The 17,771-nt window shown below is 62.8% G+C and carries 12 protein-coding genes; 10 read left to right on the top strand and 2 right to left on the bottom strand.

What is annotated here, in order from left to right:
- The first annotated feature begins 17 nt into the window (after positions 1 to 17).
- The 6 genes from ACF8Q6_RS04285 to ACF8Q6_RS04260 all read left to right on the top strand — a co-directional run bounded on the left by ACF8Q6_RS04285 (position 18) and on the right by ACF8Q6_RS04260 (position 8,991).
- A complete protein-coding gene (locus tag ACF8Q6_RS04285; protein WP_392491366.1) occupies positions 18 to 1,385 on the top strand; it encodes an NAD(P)/FAD-dependent oxidoreductase in 1,368 nt (455 codons plus the stop codon).
- A gap of 17 nt (positions 1,386 to 1,402) precedes the next feature.
- Positions 1,403 to 2,110 (top strand): hypothetical protein, encoded by a 708-nt coding sequence (locus ACF8Q6_RS04280; RefSeq protein ID WP_392491365.1) that lies wholly within the window; start codon positions 1,403 to 1,405, stop codon positions 2,108 to 2,110.
- Positions 2,111 to 2,502: 392 nt separating this feature from the next.
- Positions 2,503 to 3,924 carry a DUF1329 domain-containing protein gene (locus ACF8Q6_RS04275; protein ID WP_392491364.1) on the top strand — a complete coding sequence of 474 codons (1,422 nt, stop codon included), beginning with the start codon at positions 2,503 to 2,505 and terminating at the stop codon, positions 3,922 to 3,924.
- Positions 3,925 to 3,948: 24 nt separating this feature from the next.
- On the top strand, positions 3,949 to 5,595 hold the full coding sequence (locus tag ACF8Q6_RS04270; RefSeq protein ID WP_392491363.1) for a DUF1302 domain-containing protein: 1,647 nt from the start codon (positions 3,949 to 3,951) through the stop codon (positions 5,593 to 5,595).
- A gap of 8 nt (positions 5,596 to 5,603) precedes the next feature.
- Positions 5,604 to 8,018: an RND family transporter gene (locus ACF8Q6_RS04265; RefSeq protein ID WP_392491362.1), complete on the top strand. Its 2,415-nt coding sequence runs from the start codon at positions 5,604 to 5,606 to the stop codon at positions 8,016 to 8,018.
- 10 nt (positions 8,019 to 8,028) lie between these two features.
- Complete coding sequence (locus tag ACF8Q6_RS04260; protein WP_392491361.1) at positions 8,029 to 8,991, top strand: WD40/YVTN/BNR-like repeat-containing protein; 963 nt, start codon at positions 8,029 to 8,031, stop codon at positions 8,989 to 8,991.
- Here the strand turns inward: ACF8Q6_RS04260 and ACF8Q6_RS04255 are convergent.
- The gene (locus tag ACF8Q6_RS04255; protein ID WP_392491360.1) at positions 8,930 to 9,715 is read right to left on the bottom strand and encodes a phytanoyl-CoA dioxygenase family protein; all 786 of its coding nucleotides are present in this window, start codon (positions 9,713 to 9,715) and stop codon (positions 8,930 to 8,932) included. The two genes, ACF8Q6_RS04260 and ACF8Q6_RS04255, sit on opposite strands and share 62 nt — an antisense overlap.
- A 401-nt stretch (positions 9,716 to 10,116) precedes the next feature.
- On the opposite strand from ACF8Q6_RS04255, the gene ACF8Q6_RS04250 reads away from it, so the two are divergent.
- Positions 10,117 to 11,370: a PucR family transcriptional regulator gene (locus ACF8Q6_RS04250; protein WP_392498349.1), complete on the top strand. Its 1,254-nt coding sequence runs from the start codon at positions 10,117 to 10,119 to the stop codon at positions 11,368 to 11,370.
- A 58-nt stretch (positions 11,371 to 11,428) separates the two neighbouring features.
- On the opposite strand, the gene ACF8Q6_RS04245 is transcribed toward ACF8Q6_RS04250, so the two are convergent.
- Complete coding sequence (locus ACF8Q6_RS04245; RefSeq protein ID WP_392498348.1) at positions 11,429 to 11,995, bottom strand: TetR/AcrR family transcriptional regulator; 567 nt, start codon at positions 11,993 to 11,995, stop codon at positions 11,429 to 11,431.
- 94 nt (positions 11,996 to 12,089) lie between these two features.
- On the opposite strand from ACF8Q6_RS04245, the gene ACF8Q6_RS04240 reads away from it, so the two are divergent.
- The 3 genes from ACF8Q6_RS04240 to ACF8Q6_RS04230 are packed head-to-tail and all read left to right on the top strand — an operon-like array spanning position 12,090 to position 17,770.
- The gene (locus ACF8Q6_RS04240) at positions 12,090 to 13,223 is read left to right on the top strand and encodes a MexC family multidrug efflux RND transporter periplasmic adaptor subunit (protein WP_392491357.1); all 1,134 of its coding nucleotides are present in this window, start codon (positions 12,090 to 12,092) and stop codon (positions 13,221 to 13,223) included.
- Between the two features lie 15 nt (positions 13,224 to 13,238).
- Entirely contained in the window at positions 13,239 to 16,367 is a 3,129-nt protein-coding gene (locus ACF8Q6_RS04235; RefSeq protein ID WP_392491356.1) for a multidrug efflux RND transporter permease subunit, read from the top strand.
- On the top strand, positions 16,367 to 17,770 hold the full coding sequence (locus ACF8Q6_RS04230; protein ID WP_392491355.1) for an efflux transporter outer membrane subunit: 1,404 nt from the start codon (positions 16,367 to 16,369) through the stop codon (positions 17,768 to 17,770). Before ACF8Q6_RS04235 ends, ACF8Q6_RS04230 begins: the two co-directional genes overlap by 1 nt.
- Position 17,771: the final 1 nt, after the last annotated feature.

The raw sequence follows: 17,771 nt of genomic DNA, 5'->3' as shown, positions 1-17,771 counted from the left end.
TCCCTGGAGCGAAGTGAATGAATGCGTCGAACAATGTGGCCGGGAACGGTTCTGAAACACTGAGGTTTCGCAGCCTCGGCGGGTGGGTGGAACGTCCTGTCGACCTGCAACCTGAATTGAAAGGTCACGCGCATGCCGATGTGATCGTGATAGGAGCCGGGTTTGCCGGTTTATCGACGGCCTTGGAGCTGTCAGCCCTTGGGGCGAGCGTCATCGTGCTGGAGCAGGAGTTCGCCGGTTTCGGTGCCAGTGGGCGCAATGCCGGTTACCTGCTCGGCAGCATGGGAATCGAGTGCGAAGTCTTCGTCAAGCGCGTGGGGCTGGAACAGGCCAGGGCGTTCGTCAGTTTCTACGACGAGGCTGTCACGTATGTGGAAGGGCGTTTCGCGGCGTTGGGTATAGATTGTGACTACATCCCCTCGGGAGTTATCCGAGCTGCCGTGCATCCAGGTCAGGAAAAGCGGCTGCGCGCGAACATGGCGCTTGGGCACACATTGGGCTCTGTGACCCGTTTCGTGGACCAGGCCGAGATGCGCGCCCGCGGGCTCCCACCTGCCTTTTTGTTTGGCAGCGAGCAGCGCGGTGGCACCCTGAACCCAGGGAAGTACATCGGTGGCCTGCGCCGTGCGGCCATCCAGGCCGGCGTGAAACTCTACGAACGCACCCCGTTGGTTTCCTACAGTGAAGGGCAAGTCATCACTTGCAAGACCCCGTTCGGCACTGCAACGGCGCCCGTGATGGTCATGGCAACCAACGCCTATACGCCTCAGGTGGGACTGTTGCGCAACAAGGTGGCGCCGATTCGCGTATCGGCAATCGAAACCGAGCCCCTGTCGACGGAGCAGTTGGCTGCCCTGGGATGGAAAGGGCGAGAAGGGATCATCACCCCGCACTACACGATGGAGAGCCACCGCCTGACGGCGCATGACACCCTGGTGTTGACGGTCAAACAGTTGGGCTACGCCTACGGCTCCAAGACTCCCAACATTCCGGACTACAGCGCCTATGCCGCGTTGGCGCGGGTGTTGCGCCAACGTTTTCCGGGTCTGCAAGGCCTTGGCATTCAGCACTGCTGGAGCGGTTATGTAAGTGGGGCTTACGACTTCCTGCCCGTCATCGGCACGACGGGGGCGAAACAGAACATTTTCTATACGGCGGGATGTTCGGGGCATGGCCTTGCGACGCAATCGCTCATGGGCTCGCTGTTCGCCCAGAGAATCAACGGCCAAAAGCCGCCACTGCTTTCGGCATTGCAGCACAAGACACCGTCCATGCTGCCGGAGCCCTTCCAATGGTGCGCCATAAACACGGCGTTTGCAGCGGCCCGGTTGTTGGATGCCTGGACCGATAAAAAAGTGCGCAAAGACAGTGCATTGCAAAACTGAACAGTGCCGGCGCCTCGATGGCGCAAGGCTGTGGCGCGGCATTATTTACAGAGGCGGTTATCGTGGAGCTCAGAGATCTAGGTGCACTGGTTTCGTGCATTCTGTTGGTGGTGTGCGGGCTGGGTTATGGCGTGGCATTCGTCAGGCGGAAGAATTATCTGCTTGGCCTGGAGTTCCTGGTCGTGGGGATTTCCGCATCGAACTTCACGACGTTTATCGCGACGGGTTGGCAGGCCAATTACAATGTCGCGATTTTTCTCGATGCGTTTTCGCGCGGGGTGGGCGTACCTGTTATCGCAACATTGGGGTTGATGGCGGTTACCCACGGTTACAAACCTTCTATAGCAAAAGACCTGCTGCTGTTCGTGGCCGGTTTTGCCGCCACCTGCGTCTACTACCTGTCTGGCATCGTCAACGATTCATTGGCGTACTTCTACGTGCTCATGTGGTCACTCTACACGGTGTACCTGTGCTACTTCACGTGGCGCCTGGCACGTGCCGGGGAGGTGTTCCATGCATTGGCTACCGTGCTGGGCGGGGCGGCGGGGCTGACGGTGGCGCTGCGGTATGACTTCTTTCCGATTCCGGGCGATGACACGAAGATGGTCTTCATGACCTTCGCCTTCCTGACCTGGTCCTATTCGATCGTGCAGTTGTACTACGCCTATGGCGCGCTTGAGCGCTCCAAGCGGGTTTCCTCTCAGTCGCTCGTTCATTCCCGATAGCGTTTACTCCATGGCGGGCCACAGGCCTGCTTTTTTGCCGCCCCTCGGGGCGGTTTTTTTTGGGGGGCATTTTTATGCGCCGTACGGTTGTCGGGTGAATGGCACGCCTCAGCTGGTGTCGTTGTGCCCAGTCGTCGATCATCTTTTGGTAACACTTGTTTCGATAATTCACATGATGGTGCATGAAAGCTCTGCGTCCACCGTAGCGAGCATCATCTAACTAATTGATATTAAAAGAATATATTTGTTCATGAGGATTCTGGCATATGGCTTGCCTCATGATCTTGCGACATGGTCGGTTGATCAGGTCAATTGATCATGAGGTGTGACAGGGTTGGTTTTCCGTCTGGAAAGTCGAGCCACGGTCAAAGCCCTTTGTTGAGGATCCTGCAATGAAAGAAGTGACTGAACGGCTGGAAGGTGAAGTGTCCGCTCGCCGTGTTTTCAGGCAACTGCTGCTGGCTTGCGCGGTATCGACCGCGATCTGCTCGGTTCAGGCAGCGACCCAGGAGCCTGAGGCGCTGGGTTCGAAGCTGACCCCTCTGGGCGGTGAGAGGGCAGCGGGTTCAAGCGGGGATATTCCGGCCTGGGCACAGCCAGGGCAGCAGGGGGCGGGATGGAGTTACGGCCAGGTACGAGGGGAGCACTGGAAGTTCAAGGGTGATAAGCCCCTCTACAGCATCGACGCGAACAATGTGACACAGCATGCGAGCAAGCTGTCCCCTGGCCAGCTCGAACTGTTCAAGAAAGTCCCAGGCTATCGCATGGATGTCTACCCGACCCGTCGTACCTGCAGCGCGCCGGATTTCGTGATCGAGAACACCAGGCAAAACGTTGGCTTTGCCAAGCTCGACGCTGCCGGTGTAGCCCTTGAAGAAGCCCATGTACCCGGTATCCCGTTCCCGATGCCCAGCACCGGGGCCGAGGTGATGTGGAACATGAAGATGCGCTATCGCGGCGTCGGCGTGGAAATTCCTCGGAGCATTTCAGGCATTTCTCCGCGCAAGGGCGGGGAATGGTTGCGCCAGTCGACCGACACCTTCTTCCTGACCCCTTGGGGCAAGAAGGGGAGCGCGCTTTTCTCTTCCTATGGCCGGCTGGAGAACGCGACCTTCTTCAACTACCTGGAGCCCGCTGCGCTGGCCGGTCAATCCGCCGTGCAAACGGCTGTGGCCGGCGAGCAGGCCACGACCTTCTACTACTTCCCTGGTCAGCGTCGCGTGCGGCGCATGCCGTCGTATTCCTACGACGCGCCACAGATCGGCCTCGACAACCAGTACACCGTGGACGAGGCGAACATCTTCTTCGGCACCATGGACCGTTTCGACTGGAAGCTGGTTGGCAAGCAGGAGCTGCTGGTGCCTTACAACGATTTCGGTGCCTACGACACCGCTGACAAGGTGGAGGCGTTCGCTGGCAACGACTCGATCTCGCCGCAGTCGCGTCGCTATGAACTGCATCGCGTCTGGGTCGTCGAGGCCAATGTTCGCCAAGGCATGCGCCACCAAGCGCCCAAACGCATGTTCTACATCGACGAGGACAGCTGGAACCCGCTGCTGGCCGTCGACTTCGACAAGCAAGGGCAGATCTGGAAGGTGCGTGAAGGGTTCTCGATTCCCGTGTTCGAGACCGGCGCTTGCGACGTGCAGGCCCAGGTCCAGTACAACCTGGCCGAGGGTCGCTACCTCTTCGACATGACCTCCATCGGGGCAGGCAAGAACGATATTCGCTGGATCACCGAAGACAGTGGCAACCCTCGCCTGAAGCGCGACTTCTTCACCTCCGACAACCTGCGAGCCATCAGCGAGCGCTAAACCGACGCCAGATCGAGAGCCAACATGAAAAAAATAATTACGAAAGCGTCAGGCCTTGTCATCGTGTGCGCAACCCCCTTGGCAATGGGGTTCACATTTGAAACCGAAACCCTCAATGGCTCCTTCGATTCCACGATTACCGCAGGCATGGGCCTGCGTACCGAGTCGCGGGGCTGCAACCTGATCAACCAGGGGCCGACCGGGCACAATGTGCCCTCCGGCTGCCTGGCACAGAGTTCCGGCGTGGCGGACCAGGGCGACCTGAATTACGACCGCGGCGACATGTTCACCAACTACCTCAAGGGCACCCATGAGCTGTTGCTCAAGATGCCCGAGGACGTCACCTTCATGGCGCGTGGCACCTGGATCCGCGACTTCGCTGCCACCGATACCACCGGCACGCTGTCGTTCAACACCCCTGAGAGCGTCGGTAGCAACGGGCTGAGTGACGACGCGCGTGACGACCTCGCCTTCAAGGCTCGCCTGCTGGACCTGTGGGTGAGCAAAGGCTTCAACGTGGGCGGGCAGCGGGTCCGCGCGCGCCTGGGTAACCAGGTGATCAACTGGGGCGAAAGCCTGTTCGTGGCCGGTGGCATCAACAACACCAACGCCTACGACTACCAAGCCTTGGCGCGCCCTGGCGTGCAGCTCAAGGAGGCCGTGCTGCCCGCGCCGATGCTCAGTGTCGCCTCGGGCCTGGGCTCGGGTGTCAACGTCGAGGCCTACTATCAATTTCGCTGGAACAAGAGCGAGTTGCCGCCGGTGGGCAGCTACTGGTCCACTACCAACGCGCTGGGTGAGGGCAGGGGAGACTATGGGTTCTCCGAAAAAGACGCCCGCGACAGCGGCCAGTGGGGCCTTTCGCTGCGTTGGCAGCCGGAAGACAGCGACATCAACTATGGCTTCTACGTGATGCGTTATCACGACAAGTTGCCATCATTGCGCGTCGCGATTCTTGACCCTAACACCTTCGCGGCGGCACCGACCTGGGAATACCAGGAAGACCGGATGATGTATGGCGTCAGTGCCAACATGCCGATCGGTGACTGGGCAGTGGGTACAGAGCTTTCTTACCGGCCGAAGGATTCGGTCATGCTCAACCCTGTTGTCGACCTGTGTTCCAGCAATGGGGGCAAATGCTGGAAAGACGAAAAGAAATTCCAGTGGCACCTCACCGGCCTTTACAGCTTCACACCGTCCAACTCCCCGACGCTGCTCGATTTCACCGGAGCCAGCACGGGTACCCTGCTGTCGGAACTGGTGGTCATCCACTACCCCGGACTGCATGACGAGGTCAATGGCGAGCCCCTTGCCGCGGGGCTCAATGCCTGGCAGCTGGACCCTGCGACAGCGCCCAAGTCCCGTGGCGACAAGACGTCCTCGGGCATCAATTTGGACTTCAGCCTGACCTACGACGGCACCTTGTTACCTGGCTGGCAGGTCACTCCAGGTGTCTTCTATTCGCGCTCGCTGGGGGGCAGAACGCCGAACTTGAGTGCGACCTTCACCGAAGACGCGAGCAGCATGAACCTTTATCTGAACTTCGTGCGAAACCCGGCCAGTTGGCAGATCTCCCTCAACTACGCGAAGTTCATGGGCGGCGACACGCCCTACGACCAGCTTTATCGTGACCGCGACTATGTCGGCATCGCGATTTCCCGCACCTTGTGAGGCCCGCCGTGAACGGTTCTGTAAAGTTATCCGAAGCTCCGGCACCTGGTCTGCTGTCACGTGTCGAGAGTGTGTTGTTCGGGCATCGTCGTCTGGTGCTGGCGAGCCTGGCGGTGTTCACGCTGATCATGGGCTGGTTCGCCGTGCAACTGCGCATGGATGCCGGCTTCGAAAAGCAATTGCCGGTAGGCCATGAATACATCGAGACATTCGAGGCTTACCGCAATGACCTGCTGGGGGCGAACCGGCTGACCCTCGTGGTCAAGGCCCGACAGGGCGATATCTGGAGCGCCGCTGGCCTGAAACGGCTGTATGACGTCACCCAGGCAGTGACCTTTCTTCCGGGTGTTTCGCGCAGCAGCGTGCGTTCGTTGTGGACGCCCAATGCCTTCGTCAACGAAATCACCGAAGAGGGTTTTCGCGCGGATCCACTGGTACCGGGGACGGTTTCTCCCGAGCACCTGGATGACCAGGTCATCGCGACGATCGCCAGCTCCACTGCCCAGGGTGGTTTCATCGGCACGCTGGTTTCCCGTGATCAGCGCAGCGCGATGATCACGGTGGAACTCAACGAGTACGACACCCATGGCGCCCACCTGGACTACGTGGCGTTCAACCACAGGCTGGAGAAGGAGATCCGCCAGCAGTTCGAAGATGGCGATTTCGAAATCCAGATCATCGGTTTCGCCAAGCAGATCGGCGACATCGCTGACGGGGCTTCAGCGGTGTTGGAGTTCTGTTTGCTGGCGTTGCTGCTGACGGCGGGGGCAGTGTACTGGTATTGCCACTCCCTGCGCTTCACGCTGCTGGCGCTGGTCTGTTCGCTGGCCTCGCTGGTCTGGCAGTTCGGCAGCCTGCGCCTGTTGGGGTACGGGCTCGACCCGCTGGCGGTGCTGGTGCCCTTCCTGGTATTCGCCATCGGGGTTTCCCATGGCGTGCAGCAAATCAACTTCATCGTGCGCGAGATCGCCATCGGCAAGCGCGCCGAAGAGGCGGCGCGCTCGAGCTTCACGGGGTTGCTGATTCCCGGAACGCTGGCGCTGGTGACCGCGCTGGTTTCCTTCGTGACGCTGCTGTTGATCCCGATCCCGATGGTGCGGGAGCTGGCGATCACGGCCTCGCTTGGCGTGGCCTACAAGATCATCACCAACCTGGTGATGTTGCCGTTGATGGCGTCGTTGCTGCGTGTCGATGACAAATATGCGGCCGCCCAGGAAATTTCCCGGCAGCGCCGCACCCGCTGGCTGCGCGGCCTGGCCCGGCTCGCCGAACCGCGCAAGGCGCAGTGGGTGCTTGGCGCGGCCTTGGTGGTGTTCCTGGTGGCGATCTGGCAAAGCCATGACCGTGTCGTTGGCACGCTGCAGGCAGGTGCGCCGGAATTGCGCGAGAATTCGCGCTTCAATCGCGATGCGGTCTCCATCGCCAGCAACTACGACATTGGTCTGGACTGGCTCAGCGTGGTGTTCGAAGTCAACAAGGCCGCATCCGGCGAAGACAGCCAGGTGGCCTGCGAGGATGTCGCCCTGGGCCAGTACCAGGATCGCTTCGTGTGGGCCATGCAGGGGGTGCCCGGTGTCCTGTCGGTCGCGTCCTTCTCCACCAACATGCGCCAGTTCAACGAGGGCTACAACGAAGGCAATCCGAAGATGGCGGCGGTGCCCATTGACCCGATGAACTATGCCGCGTTGGCCACCGAGGTGGCGCGTACGCCCGGGCTGATGCGCACCGACTGCAACATGTCGGCTGTGCACCTGTACCTGGCAGACCACAAGGCCACCACCATCAACCGAGTGGTGGACGCCGCCAAGGCGTTCCGCAGCGAGTACCCGATGCCAGGCATTTCGGTTCGCCTCGCGTCCGGTAACGCCGGCGTCCTGGCCGCCATCAACGAAGAGGTGGAAAAAAGCGAAACCCCCATGCTGCTGTATGTCTATGCCGCCATCGCATTGCTGGTGTTCGTGGTGTACCGGGACCTGCGAGCGGTCCTGGTGTGTTGCCTGCCGCTGACTATCGGCACTTTCATTGGCTACTGGTTCATGAAGGAACTGCAGATCGGCCTGACCATCGCCACCTTGCCGGTGATGGTGCTGGCGGTGGGCATTGGCGTCGATTATGCCTTCTATATCTACAATCGCCTGCAACTGCACCTGGCCCATGGCCAGTCGATCACCAAGGCGGTCGAGTGCGCGCTGCTCGAGGTGGGTGTCGCCACTATTTTCACCGCCATCACCCTGGCCGTGGGCGTGGCCACCTGGGCGTTCTCGGAGCTCAAGTTCCAGGCCGACATGGGCAAGCTGCTGGCCTTCATGTTCATCGTCAACATGGTCATGGCCATGACCGTGCTGCCGGCTTTCGCCGTCTGGCTGGAGCGGGTGTTCCCGCGTAAACGCCCCGTGCGCATGATCGGCGCGTTGGTGCACTGAGGAGAGAAACATGAAATTCAGGGTTTCATTCACCGCGGCCTTGCTCGCAGCAGCATTGCCGCTGATGTCTCTTCAGGCCGCGCCGTTGCAAGCCGTGCCGGCCGTGCAGGCGAGCAATGCCACGCAGGCCACCATGTTGGCCGCTGGCTGGGCCGGGGCGCGCGTGGTTGCCGTGGGCGACCACGGTGTCGTGTTGTTGTCCGATGATCAGGGCAAGCAGTGGCACCAGGCGAGGTCGGTACCGCTGTCCACGCCATTGACGGGGGTGTCGTTCGTGGATGCCAAGCGCGGGTGGGCGGTGGGCCACTGGGGCGCGATCCTGGCCACCACCGATGGCGGGGAGTCCTGGCAGCTCCAGCGCCTGGCCACCGAAGAAGACCGACCACTGTTCGCCGTGCACTTCTTCAATGCCCGGCAGGGCGTGGCGGTAGGTCTCTGGTCGTTGGTGCTGACGACCGAGGATGGGGGGCTGACGTGGGCTGAGCAGGCGGTGCAAGCGCGGCCCGGGGCCAAGCGCGCCGACCTCAACCTGATGGGGCTGTTTGCCGACAGCCGCGGCACGCTGTACGCCACGGCCGAGCATGGGCAGGTGCTGCACTCCGATGACCACGGAAAGAACTGGCGTTACCTGGATACCGGCTACGAAGGCACCCTGTGGTCAGGCGCGGTACTGGCCGATGGGCGTCTGCTGCTGGGTGGCCAGCGCGGCACCTTGTTGCAGGGTTCAGCGGACGGCAAGGGCTTTCGCCGAGTACCCACGCAAAGCAAGGGCTCTGTCACTTGCGTAGCGGTAGCGGGCTCTCGTGTGCTGGCGGTCGGGTTGGACGGGCTGATGGTGCAGAGCAGCGATGGTGGACACAGTTTCGAGGAAACCCGGTCGGCTGATGGCCTATCGCTGACGGCGGCGCTGTTCAATGCCGATGGTACACCGGTTCTGTTTTCACGTCGTGGGGTAATGCCCTATCGGGAGTGAAGGGCTGGCGCTCAAAGGGCAGGCATCGCAAACCGATGCCTGGCCTGTTTCCTTGCCTGGGCGTTTGGGTGCTGCCATTGGGGTATTGGGAGCGGAAGCCGAGGATCTTCTGAACCCGCGGAGAAAGCGTGCGCACCACCTCGTGCGGCACGATCAACGGGTAGGCTTCTTCAGGCGTGATGATCGAAGCCTGCATCGGGATGGTCAGTCCGCGACGGTAATAGTCGGCGGTCACGTTGGCCCCGCCACCGTGAACGACCTTGCCGCCGAACAGCGCGGCATCCCCGGCTTTCAGCAGGGCGGGGATCGTCATCTCTGGGATTCCGACATCGTTGAAGTCATCCCAGTCCTGGCTCTCCGGAATCAAGCGCGTGGCGCCGTTTTCCTCGGTGAAATCGGTCAGCGCCAGCATCAGGTTGGTGATGGCGCGTGGCGCATGTTTGTTCATGGCCACGAACGGTTGGTATTGCGCCATGTCGCGGTGCAGCATTTGCGCTTTGTTGCCCGGGCCGATCTCGATCAACTGGGCCGTGGTCAGCCACCAGTCACCGCACTCCGGAGCGAAAAGCACGTTTCCCAGTTCGTGAAAGAGGTCGTCATCGAGGATTTCCTCACGAAAGGTCTTGCTGTGGGTCACGAGGTTGGTGAGCCGTTTGGTCTGATGGCCGTGGAACTCGGCGATCAGCGCGTGCTCATGCTTGGAGCCTGCATCGAGCGCGGCCAAGGGAGTGTCGAGTTCATTTGTTGATCCGCACGACTTGTTCGGGGGGGCATGAAGTTGCGAATGATGACCGCTCCTGCTTGGTCGCTCAGCAGCGCAATCTCTTGCGCTGAAGTCGAGCGGGTTACCACGGGCAGGCTTGGCATGGAGTCGCGAGAGGCTGACATTGAGAACACTCCAGATTGAAAGAACGGTAGGCGCAGGCGGGTTGACGCTTATCAACGGGCATCAAGAAACAGGCCCGCTTGCCACTACCCTAAACCCAAAAAAAGGACATGGAGCATCACGGTGCCTCCTTGTATTTTTTGTTCAGGCAGTGAGTTCATGCTAGGTTTCGACTGGCCTTGCGCCAAGGTACGAACTGCACCATTTTCCAGCCTATTTTTGAGTGATTTGCACCGCCCATGACCAGCGCACCTTCCCCTTGGACACGCCCCTCGGAAGCCGTTCGTGAGCTCATGCGCAAAGGCGCCGAACTCGCTCAGGCGCTGCCACCCGAGTGGGTCGAGCGCCTGAACCAGTCACTGTTTTCTTCGCCCGAAGATGCCAGGTTGCTGGAGGACCCGGTCATCCTCGCAGCGTGCCGGCGCGCCAACCGGGCAGAGTTGCTGCACTGGGCCAATGCCAACCTGCAGCGCCCTGGAGAGCCGGTGGAGCCCTACGTGTCCGCTGACATGGTGGACACGGCCAAGGAGCTCGCCCGCAGGGGGGTGTCCGAACTGCTGATGAATGTCGCAAGGTCGACACAGAACGCAGCCTGGGACCTGTGGATGAAGATGGCCTTCAGCCTGACGCAGGATCCCGTGGTGCTCGAGGAATTCCTGGAGGTCTCGTCGCGGTCGATCTCGGAATTCATCGACAGCAACATGCGTGTGGTGACGCAGATCATCCTTGAAGAAAAGAGCGCCCAGGCCCATGACGATCCTGTCGATAAACGCAGCCTGGTCAGCCGGCTGCTCGATGGCAGGGATGTGGAGGCGGAGCAGTTCGGCAGGCGACTGGGCTACAGCCTGGCGCAGAGACACCATGCCTGCCTCGTCTGGAGCGAAACCCCGGACGCCGAGATTCGCCCCCTGGAAGACATGGCGCGTGCCCTGGCGCAGCTCACGGGCACGGTAGCGCCGCTGATCGTATTCGCGGGCCCTGCGACCCTGTGGGCCTGGAGCAATGCGGCAAAGCCGCTGGACCTGAACCTGCTGCAGGACGTCGCCCGGCAATTTCCGAAGATACGCGCGGCAATCGGTTCGGCGGGCGCGGGGATGAATGGCTTCCGGCGCTCGCACCTGGAAGCCTTGACCACCCAGCGGTTGATGGGCCGTTTGGCGGGTTCACCCGCCGTTGCCACGATCGATCAGGTGAGGATGGTGTCGCTGATGACCCAGGATGCCCGCGCGGCCAGGCAGTTCGTCTTGAGCACGTTGGGGCGCTTGGCGACCGAGCCCACGGTGCTTCAGCATTCGTTGCACGCCTTCCTGGCCAATGGCTGCAACATCACCCAGACCGCCGAGGTGCTGGGTACCCATCGCAATACCTTGCTGCGCCGGCTGGAGCGCGCCCAGGACCTGCTGCCTATCCCGCTTGCCGACCATCGCATCCAGATCGCCGCTGCCCTTGAGCTGGTGATCTGGAGCACGCCGCTCGATGACGCCGAGCAATAGCGTTCATTCCCTTCCTTTGACGCAATAGGTCTTCACGGCTGTTGCCCTGCGCGGGCGCTCAATAGGGCGCCCGCTTGGCAATGCCCTGTAGAAACGCGCTCTCCAGCACCGTTGCACACTCTCTTGGCGCGCGCCCCCGTTGGCGGGCGTCGACCATGCCATGCAACAGCGATACGAACATCTCGGTCAGCAACGCCGCGGTGACATCCGCTCGAAATACGCCTTGTCGCTGGCCGCTGGCAAACAACGCATCGAGCCTTTCCAGATAAAACCGCAGGTCGTGCTGCACGCTCATGTGCACAGGGTAACGGGAGGCCAGGAAAGCGATCAGTTCACCCTGGGCCAGGTGCGCATGAATCAGCTGACGCAACGCGGCCAGGGGCTCGCGGCAGGCCAGCGTGCCGCTGTTGTCGAGGATCTGCATGAGCGTGTCTTTGGCGTGCTGTTCGAGCTGGCTATCGAGGTTGTCTCTCGTACCGCAGTAACGGTGCAGGGTTGCCCGGCTGATGCCCGCCAACACGGCCAGCTCGCCCATGGACGCTCTGGGTCGCAAGGCGGCAGCGGCATACAGGGCATTCACCAGCTTGGCGGGAAGCGTTGAAGGTAGAAAGTCTGAAAAGGTCATGACGAGTCTTTTATGATTTTAATGAGACAATATTGACTCATGTGGGCTTGAAAAGTAGCATTCGCCCCGTTTTCAATCAAGGTTCGGGTGTGTGATGGGCAAGACAGGTTCGATAAGGGTGGGCGCATTGGCCATGGCGATCGCCTTGGCCGGGTGTGAGCCCGCAGCAGAGCAGGACGGTGCAGCCAATGCGAGCTACCCGGTGGAAATCGTGACATTGGCGCCCGAGCAGGTCGCCTTGGCGGCTGAACTGCCGGGCCGGGTCGAGCCGATGCGCGTCGCCGAGGTGCGGGCGCGGGTGCCGGGTATCGTGTTGCACAAGCGCTTCGAGGAAGGGGCTGACGTCAAGGCGGGGGATGTGCTGTTCCAGATCGACCCGGCGCCGTTCAAGGCCGCACTGGCCCGTGCCGAGGCTGACCTGGCCCGTGCCCAGGCCGTGCAGCAGGAGGCCCAGGCGCGGGTGAAGCGTTATGAGCCACTGGTCAAGATCGAGGCGGTCAGCCAGCAGGACTTCGACAGCGCCACTGCCGAGCTGCGCAGTGCCGGTGCGGCGGTGCGCTCTGCCCAGGCCGACGTGCAGGCCGCACGCCTGAACCTGGGCTACGCCACCGTCACCGCGCCGATCTCCGGGCGCATTGGCCGTGCGTTGGCCACCGAAGGCGCGTTGGTGGGGCAGGGGGAGGCGACGCTGATGGCGCGTATCCAGCAACTCGACCCGATCTACATCGACTTCACCCAGTCTGCTGCTGACGCACTGCGCCTGCGACAAGCAGTGAAGGACGGCGCAGTTTCGGCCGACAGCCAGCGCCTGACCGCGCAAGTGGAAGGCACCGACTTCCAGCGCTCGGGCGAGCTGATGTTCACCGATGTGAGTGTGGACCGCGGTACCGGCCAGGTCATCCTGCGGGGGCGCTTCGACAACGCGGACGGCACGCTGCTGCCGGGCATGTATGTGCGCGTGCGCACGCCTCAAGGCACCGACAACCACGCCATCCTGGTCCCACAGCGTGCGGTTCAGCGAGGCAGCGACGGCCAGGCGCGGGTCTTGGTCGCCACCAATGGCATCGCCGAGGCACGCGCGGTGCGCACCGGCGTGATGCAAGGCTCGCGCTGGCAGATTACCGAGGGGCTGGAGCCGGGCGATCAGGTGATCGTCGGCAGCCCCGCAGGGTTGGCCCCCGGTATGCCCGTTGCGCCTGCGCAGAAACAAACGGCTGCCGCCCAGTGATGCGAGGGAAGTGAGATGTCCAGGTTCTTCATCCATCGCCCGAACTTCGCCTGGGTCGTGGCGTTGTTCATTTCACTGGCCGGTTTGCTGGTGATTCCATCCTTGCCCGTGGCCCAGTACCCCAACGTGGCGCCACCGCAGATCTCCATCACCGCCTCCTACCCCGGCGCTTCGGCCAAGGTCATGGTGGAGTCGGTGACCAGCATCATCGAACAGTCGCTCAACGGCGCCAAGGGCCTGCTGTACTACGAGTCCACCAACAACTCCAACGGCGTGGCCGAAGTGATGGTGACCTTCGAGCCAGGCACCGACCCGGACATGGCGCAGGTCGACGTGCAGAACCGTTTGAAACAGGCCGAGGCACGCATGCCACAGGCGGTGCTGACCCAAGGGCTGAAAGTCGAGCAGGCCAGCTCCGGCTTCCTGCTGATCTACGCCCTGACCAGCACTGCCGGCAACCGTGGCGATACCACGGCCCTAGCCGACTATGCCGCGCGCAACATCAACAACGAACTGCTGCGCGTGCCCGGCGTGGGCAAGCTGCAGTTCTTCGCCTCGGAAGCGGCCATGCGGGTCTGGGTGGATCCGCAGAAGCTGGTGGGCTATGGCCTGTCCATCGACGACATCAACTCGGCCATTCGCGGCCAGAACGTCCAGGTACCGGCCGGCAGCTTCGGCAGCACGCCCGGTGCCAGCGAGCAGGAGCTGACCGCGACCCTGGCCGTGCAGGGCACCCTCGACACCCCGGAAGCGTTCGCCGGCATCGTCCTGCGCGCCAACCCCGATGGCTCCAGCGTCCGCCTGGGTGATGTGGCGCGCATGGCCATCGGTAGCGAGAACTACAACCTGTCGGCGCGCCTGAACGGCCACCCGGCGGTGGCCGGTGCGGTGCAGTTGGCGCCGGGCGCCAACGCCATCCAGACCGCGACGCTGGTCAAGGAGCGCTTGGCCGAGCTGTCGCAGTTCTTCCCCGAAGGTGTCGAATACTCGGTGCCGTACGACACCTCGCGCTTCGTCGACGTGGCCATCGAGAAGGTGATCCACACCCTGATCGAAGCCATGGTGCTGGTGTTCCTGGTGATGTTCCTGTTCCTGCAGAACGTGCGCTATACCCTGGTCCCGTCGATCGTGGTGCCGGTGTGCCTGCTCGGGACGCTGATGATCATGAAGCTGCTCGGCTTCTCGGTGAACATGATGACCATGTTCGGCATGGTGCTGGCCATCGGCATCCTGGTGGACGACGCCATCGTGGTGGTGGAGAACGTCGAGCGGTTGATGGCCGAGGAAGGGCTGTCGCCGGTGGAGGCGACCATCAAGGCGATGGGGCAGGTGTCCGGGGCGATCATCGGCATCACCCTGGTGCTGGCGGCGGTGTTCCTGCCGTTGGCGTTCATGTCCGGTTCAGTGGGGGTGATCTACCAGCAGTTCTCCGTGTCGCTGGCAGTGTCGATCCTGTTCTCCGGCTTCCTGGCCCTGACCTTCACCCCGGCGCTGTGCGCCACGCTGCTCAAGCCGGTGCCCCATGGCCACCATGAAAAGGCCGGTTTCTTCGGCGCCTTCAACCGTGGCTTCGCCCGTGTCACCGAACGCTATTCGCTGCTCAACAGCGAACTGGTGGCACGTGCCGGCCGCTGGATGCTGGCGTATGTGGGCATCCTGGTGGTGCTGGGCTATTCCTACCTGCGCTTGCCGGAGGCCTTCGTGCCGGCCGAGGACCTTGGCTATAGCGTCGTGGATGTGCAGTTGCCACCAGGCGCCAGCCGGGTACGCACCGACCACACCGCTGAGGCGCTGGAAAAGTTCCTGATGTCCCGTGACGCGGTGGCCAACTCGTTCATCGTAAGCGGCTTCAGTTTCTCGGGCCAGGGTGACAATGCCGCATTGGCGTTCCCGACCTTCAAGGACTGGTCGCAGCGCGACAAGGCGCAATCGGCGGAGGCGGAAACGGCAGCGATCAATGCACAGTTCGCCGCCAACGGCGACGGTGCCATCACCGCCGTCATGCCGCCGCCGATCGACGGCCTGGGCAACTCCGGTGGTTTCGCCCTGCGCCTGATGGACCGTGGTGGCCTCGGGCGCGAAGCACTGCTCGCGGCCCGTGACCAGTTGCTGGCGCGTGCCAACGGCAACCCGGTGATCCTCTACGCGATGATGGAAGGCCTGGCCGAAGCACCGCAGCTGCGCCTGCACATCGACCGGGAAAAGGCCCGAGCCCTGGGCGTGAGCTTCGAGGCCATCAACAGCACCTTGGCCACCGCCTTCGGATCGGCTGTGATCAACGACTTCACCAATGCCGGGCGCCAACAGCGCGTGGTGGTGCAGGCAGAGCAAGGCGAACGCATGACCCCCGAAAGCGTGCTGCGCCTCTATGCTCCCAATGCCAACGGCGAGCAGGTGCCGTTCAGCGCCTTCGTCACCACCCAGTGGGAGGAGGGCCCGGTGCAACTGGTGCGCTACAACGGTTACCCGTCGATCCGCATCGCCGGCGACGCCTCGCCGGGGCACAGTACCGGGCAGGCAATGGCCGAGATGGAGCGCCTGGTCAGCGAGCTGCCGCCAGGTATTGGCTACGCCTGGACGGGCCTTTCCTACCAGGAGAAGGTCTCCAGCGGCCAGGCGGCCAGCCTGTTCGCCCTGGCCATCCTGGTGGTGTTCCTGCTGCTGGTGGCGCTGTACGAGAGCTGGGCGATCCCGCTGACGGTCATGTTGATCGTGCCGATCGGTGCTCTGGGTGCGGTGTGGGCGGTGACGCTCACCGGCATGCCCAACGACGTGTACTTCAAGGTCGGCCTGATCACCATCATTGGCCTAGCGGCGAAGAACGCCATCCTGATCGTCGAGTTCGCCAAGGAACTGTGGGAGAAGGGCTACAGCCTGTGCGACGCCGCCATCGAGGCCGCGCGCCTGCGTTTTCGTCCGATTGTGATGACCTCCATGGCGTTCATCCTCGGCGTGGTGCCGCTGGCCATCGCCTCCGGCGCGGGGGCCGCCAGCCAGCGCGCCATCGGTACCGGTGTGATCGGCGGCATGCTCAGTGCCACCTTGCTGGGCGTGGTGTTCGTGCCGGTCTGTTTTGTCTGGGTGTTGACGTTGCTCAAGCGCAAGCCTGCCCCGGTGCAACAGGCTGTCGAGGAGGCAGAGTGATGATCATGGTCAATCGTGTGCTTCCTATCGTCCTGGCCTTGACCTTGGCTGGTTGCTCCCTGACGCCGACCTATCAGCGCCCCGAAGCGACGGTGGCGGCCGAATGGGGCGATGCAGCCGGCCATACTGGCCACTCGGTGGAGCAGTTGGACTGGCAGGCATTCATCGTCGACCCCGTGCTGCGTCAGCTGGTCGGTACCGCGCTGGACAACAACCGCTCCTTGCGCCAGACCCTGCTCGACATCGAGCAGGCCCGTGCGCAGTACCGGATCCAGCGGGCCGACCGGGTGCCGGGCTTGAATGCCAGCGCCTCCGGTAATCGCCAGCATTTGCCTGCGGCGCTTTCGAGCGATGGCCGCGAGGGTGTCAGCAGCACCTATCAGGTGGGCTTGTCGCTGCCGGAATACGAAGTGGACCTGTTCGGCCGCGTCAAAAGCCTGAGCGATGCGGCCCTGGAGCAGTACCTGGCCACCGAGGAAGTCGGGCGTGCCGCACGCATCGCCCTGATCGCCGAGGTGAGCCAGGCCTACCTGGCCTTGGACGGCGCCGAGCGGCGCCAGGCGCTGACCCGCCAGACCCTGGCCAGCCGCGAGGATTCCCTGGCGTTGGTCGGCCAGCGGCGCACCGCCGGCACGGCCACGGCGCTGGACCACCAAGAGGCGCTGGGGCTGGTCGAGCAGTCCCGTGCCGAGCTCGAAGTCAACGTGCGCCAACAGCGCCAGGCCTACAACGCGCTGGTGCTGTTGCTGGGCAGTGCCGAGGCGGCCAAGGCGATGCCCGCTGAACGCCCGGATGAGCCGATGGTGCTCAATGACATTGTGCCGGGCGCGCCGTCGGCATTGATCGAGCGCCGCCCCGATATCCTCGCCGCCGAACACCGGCTGCGCGCGCGCAATGCCGATATCGGCGCGGCGCGGGCAGCGTTTTTCCCGCGTATCAGCCTGACCGGCAGCTTTGGTACCGCCAGTGCGCAGATGTCCGCGTTGTTCGACGGTGGCTCGCGTAGCTGGGCCTTCATGCCGCAGCTGTCGCTGCCGTTGTTCGACGCCGGGCGCAACCGTGCCGGGCTCAGCCTGGCCGAGGCACGCAAGGACTCGGCCGTGGCCGCCTATGAAGGCGCGATCCAGGTCGCCTTCCGCGAAGTGGCCGATGCGCTGGCCGCCACCGACACCCTGCGCCGCGAGCAAGCCGCGCGGCGGGCCCTGGCCGACACCAGCCGCGAGACCCTGGCGCTGGCCAAGGCTCGTTACGAGGGTGGGGTGGACAACCATTTGCGCTACCTGGACGCCCAGCGCAACAGCTACGTGAACGAAGCAGCCTTCATCGAAGCCAGTACCCAGCGACAACTGGCGTTGGTCGACCTGTTCCGCGCACTCGGCGGCGGCTGGCCGAGCAAGGGCTGAA

It is taken from the genome of Pseudomonas sp. GLN_2 (assembly GCF_043106005.1).
GTDB classification, from domain to species: Bacteria; Pseudomonadota; Gammaproteobacteria; order Pseudomonadales; family Pseudomonadaceae; genus Aquipseudomonas; species Aquipseudomonas alloputida.
The sequence above is the reverse complement of the archived record's forward strand: the minus strand, read 5'-3'. Positions and strand labels throughout refer to the sequence as shown.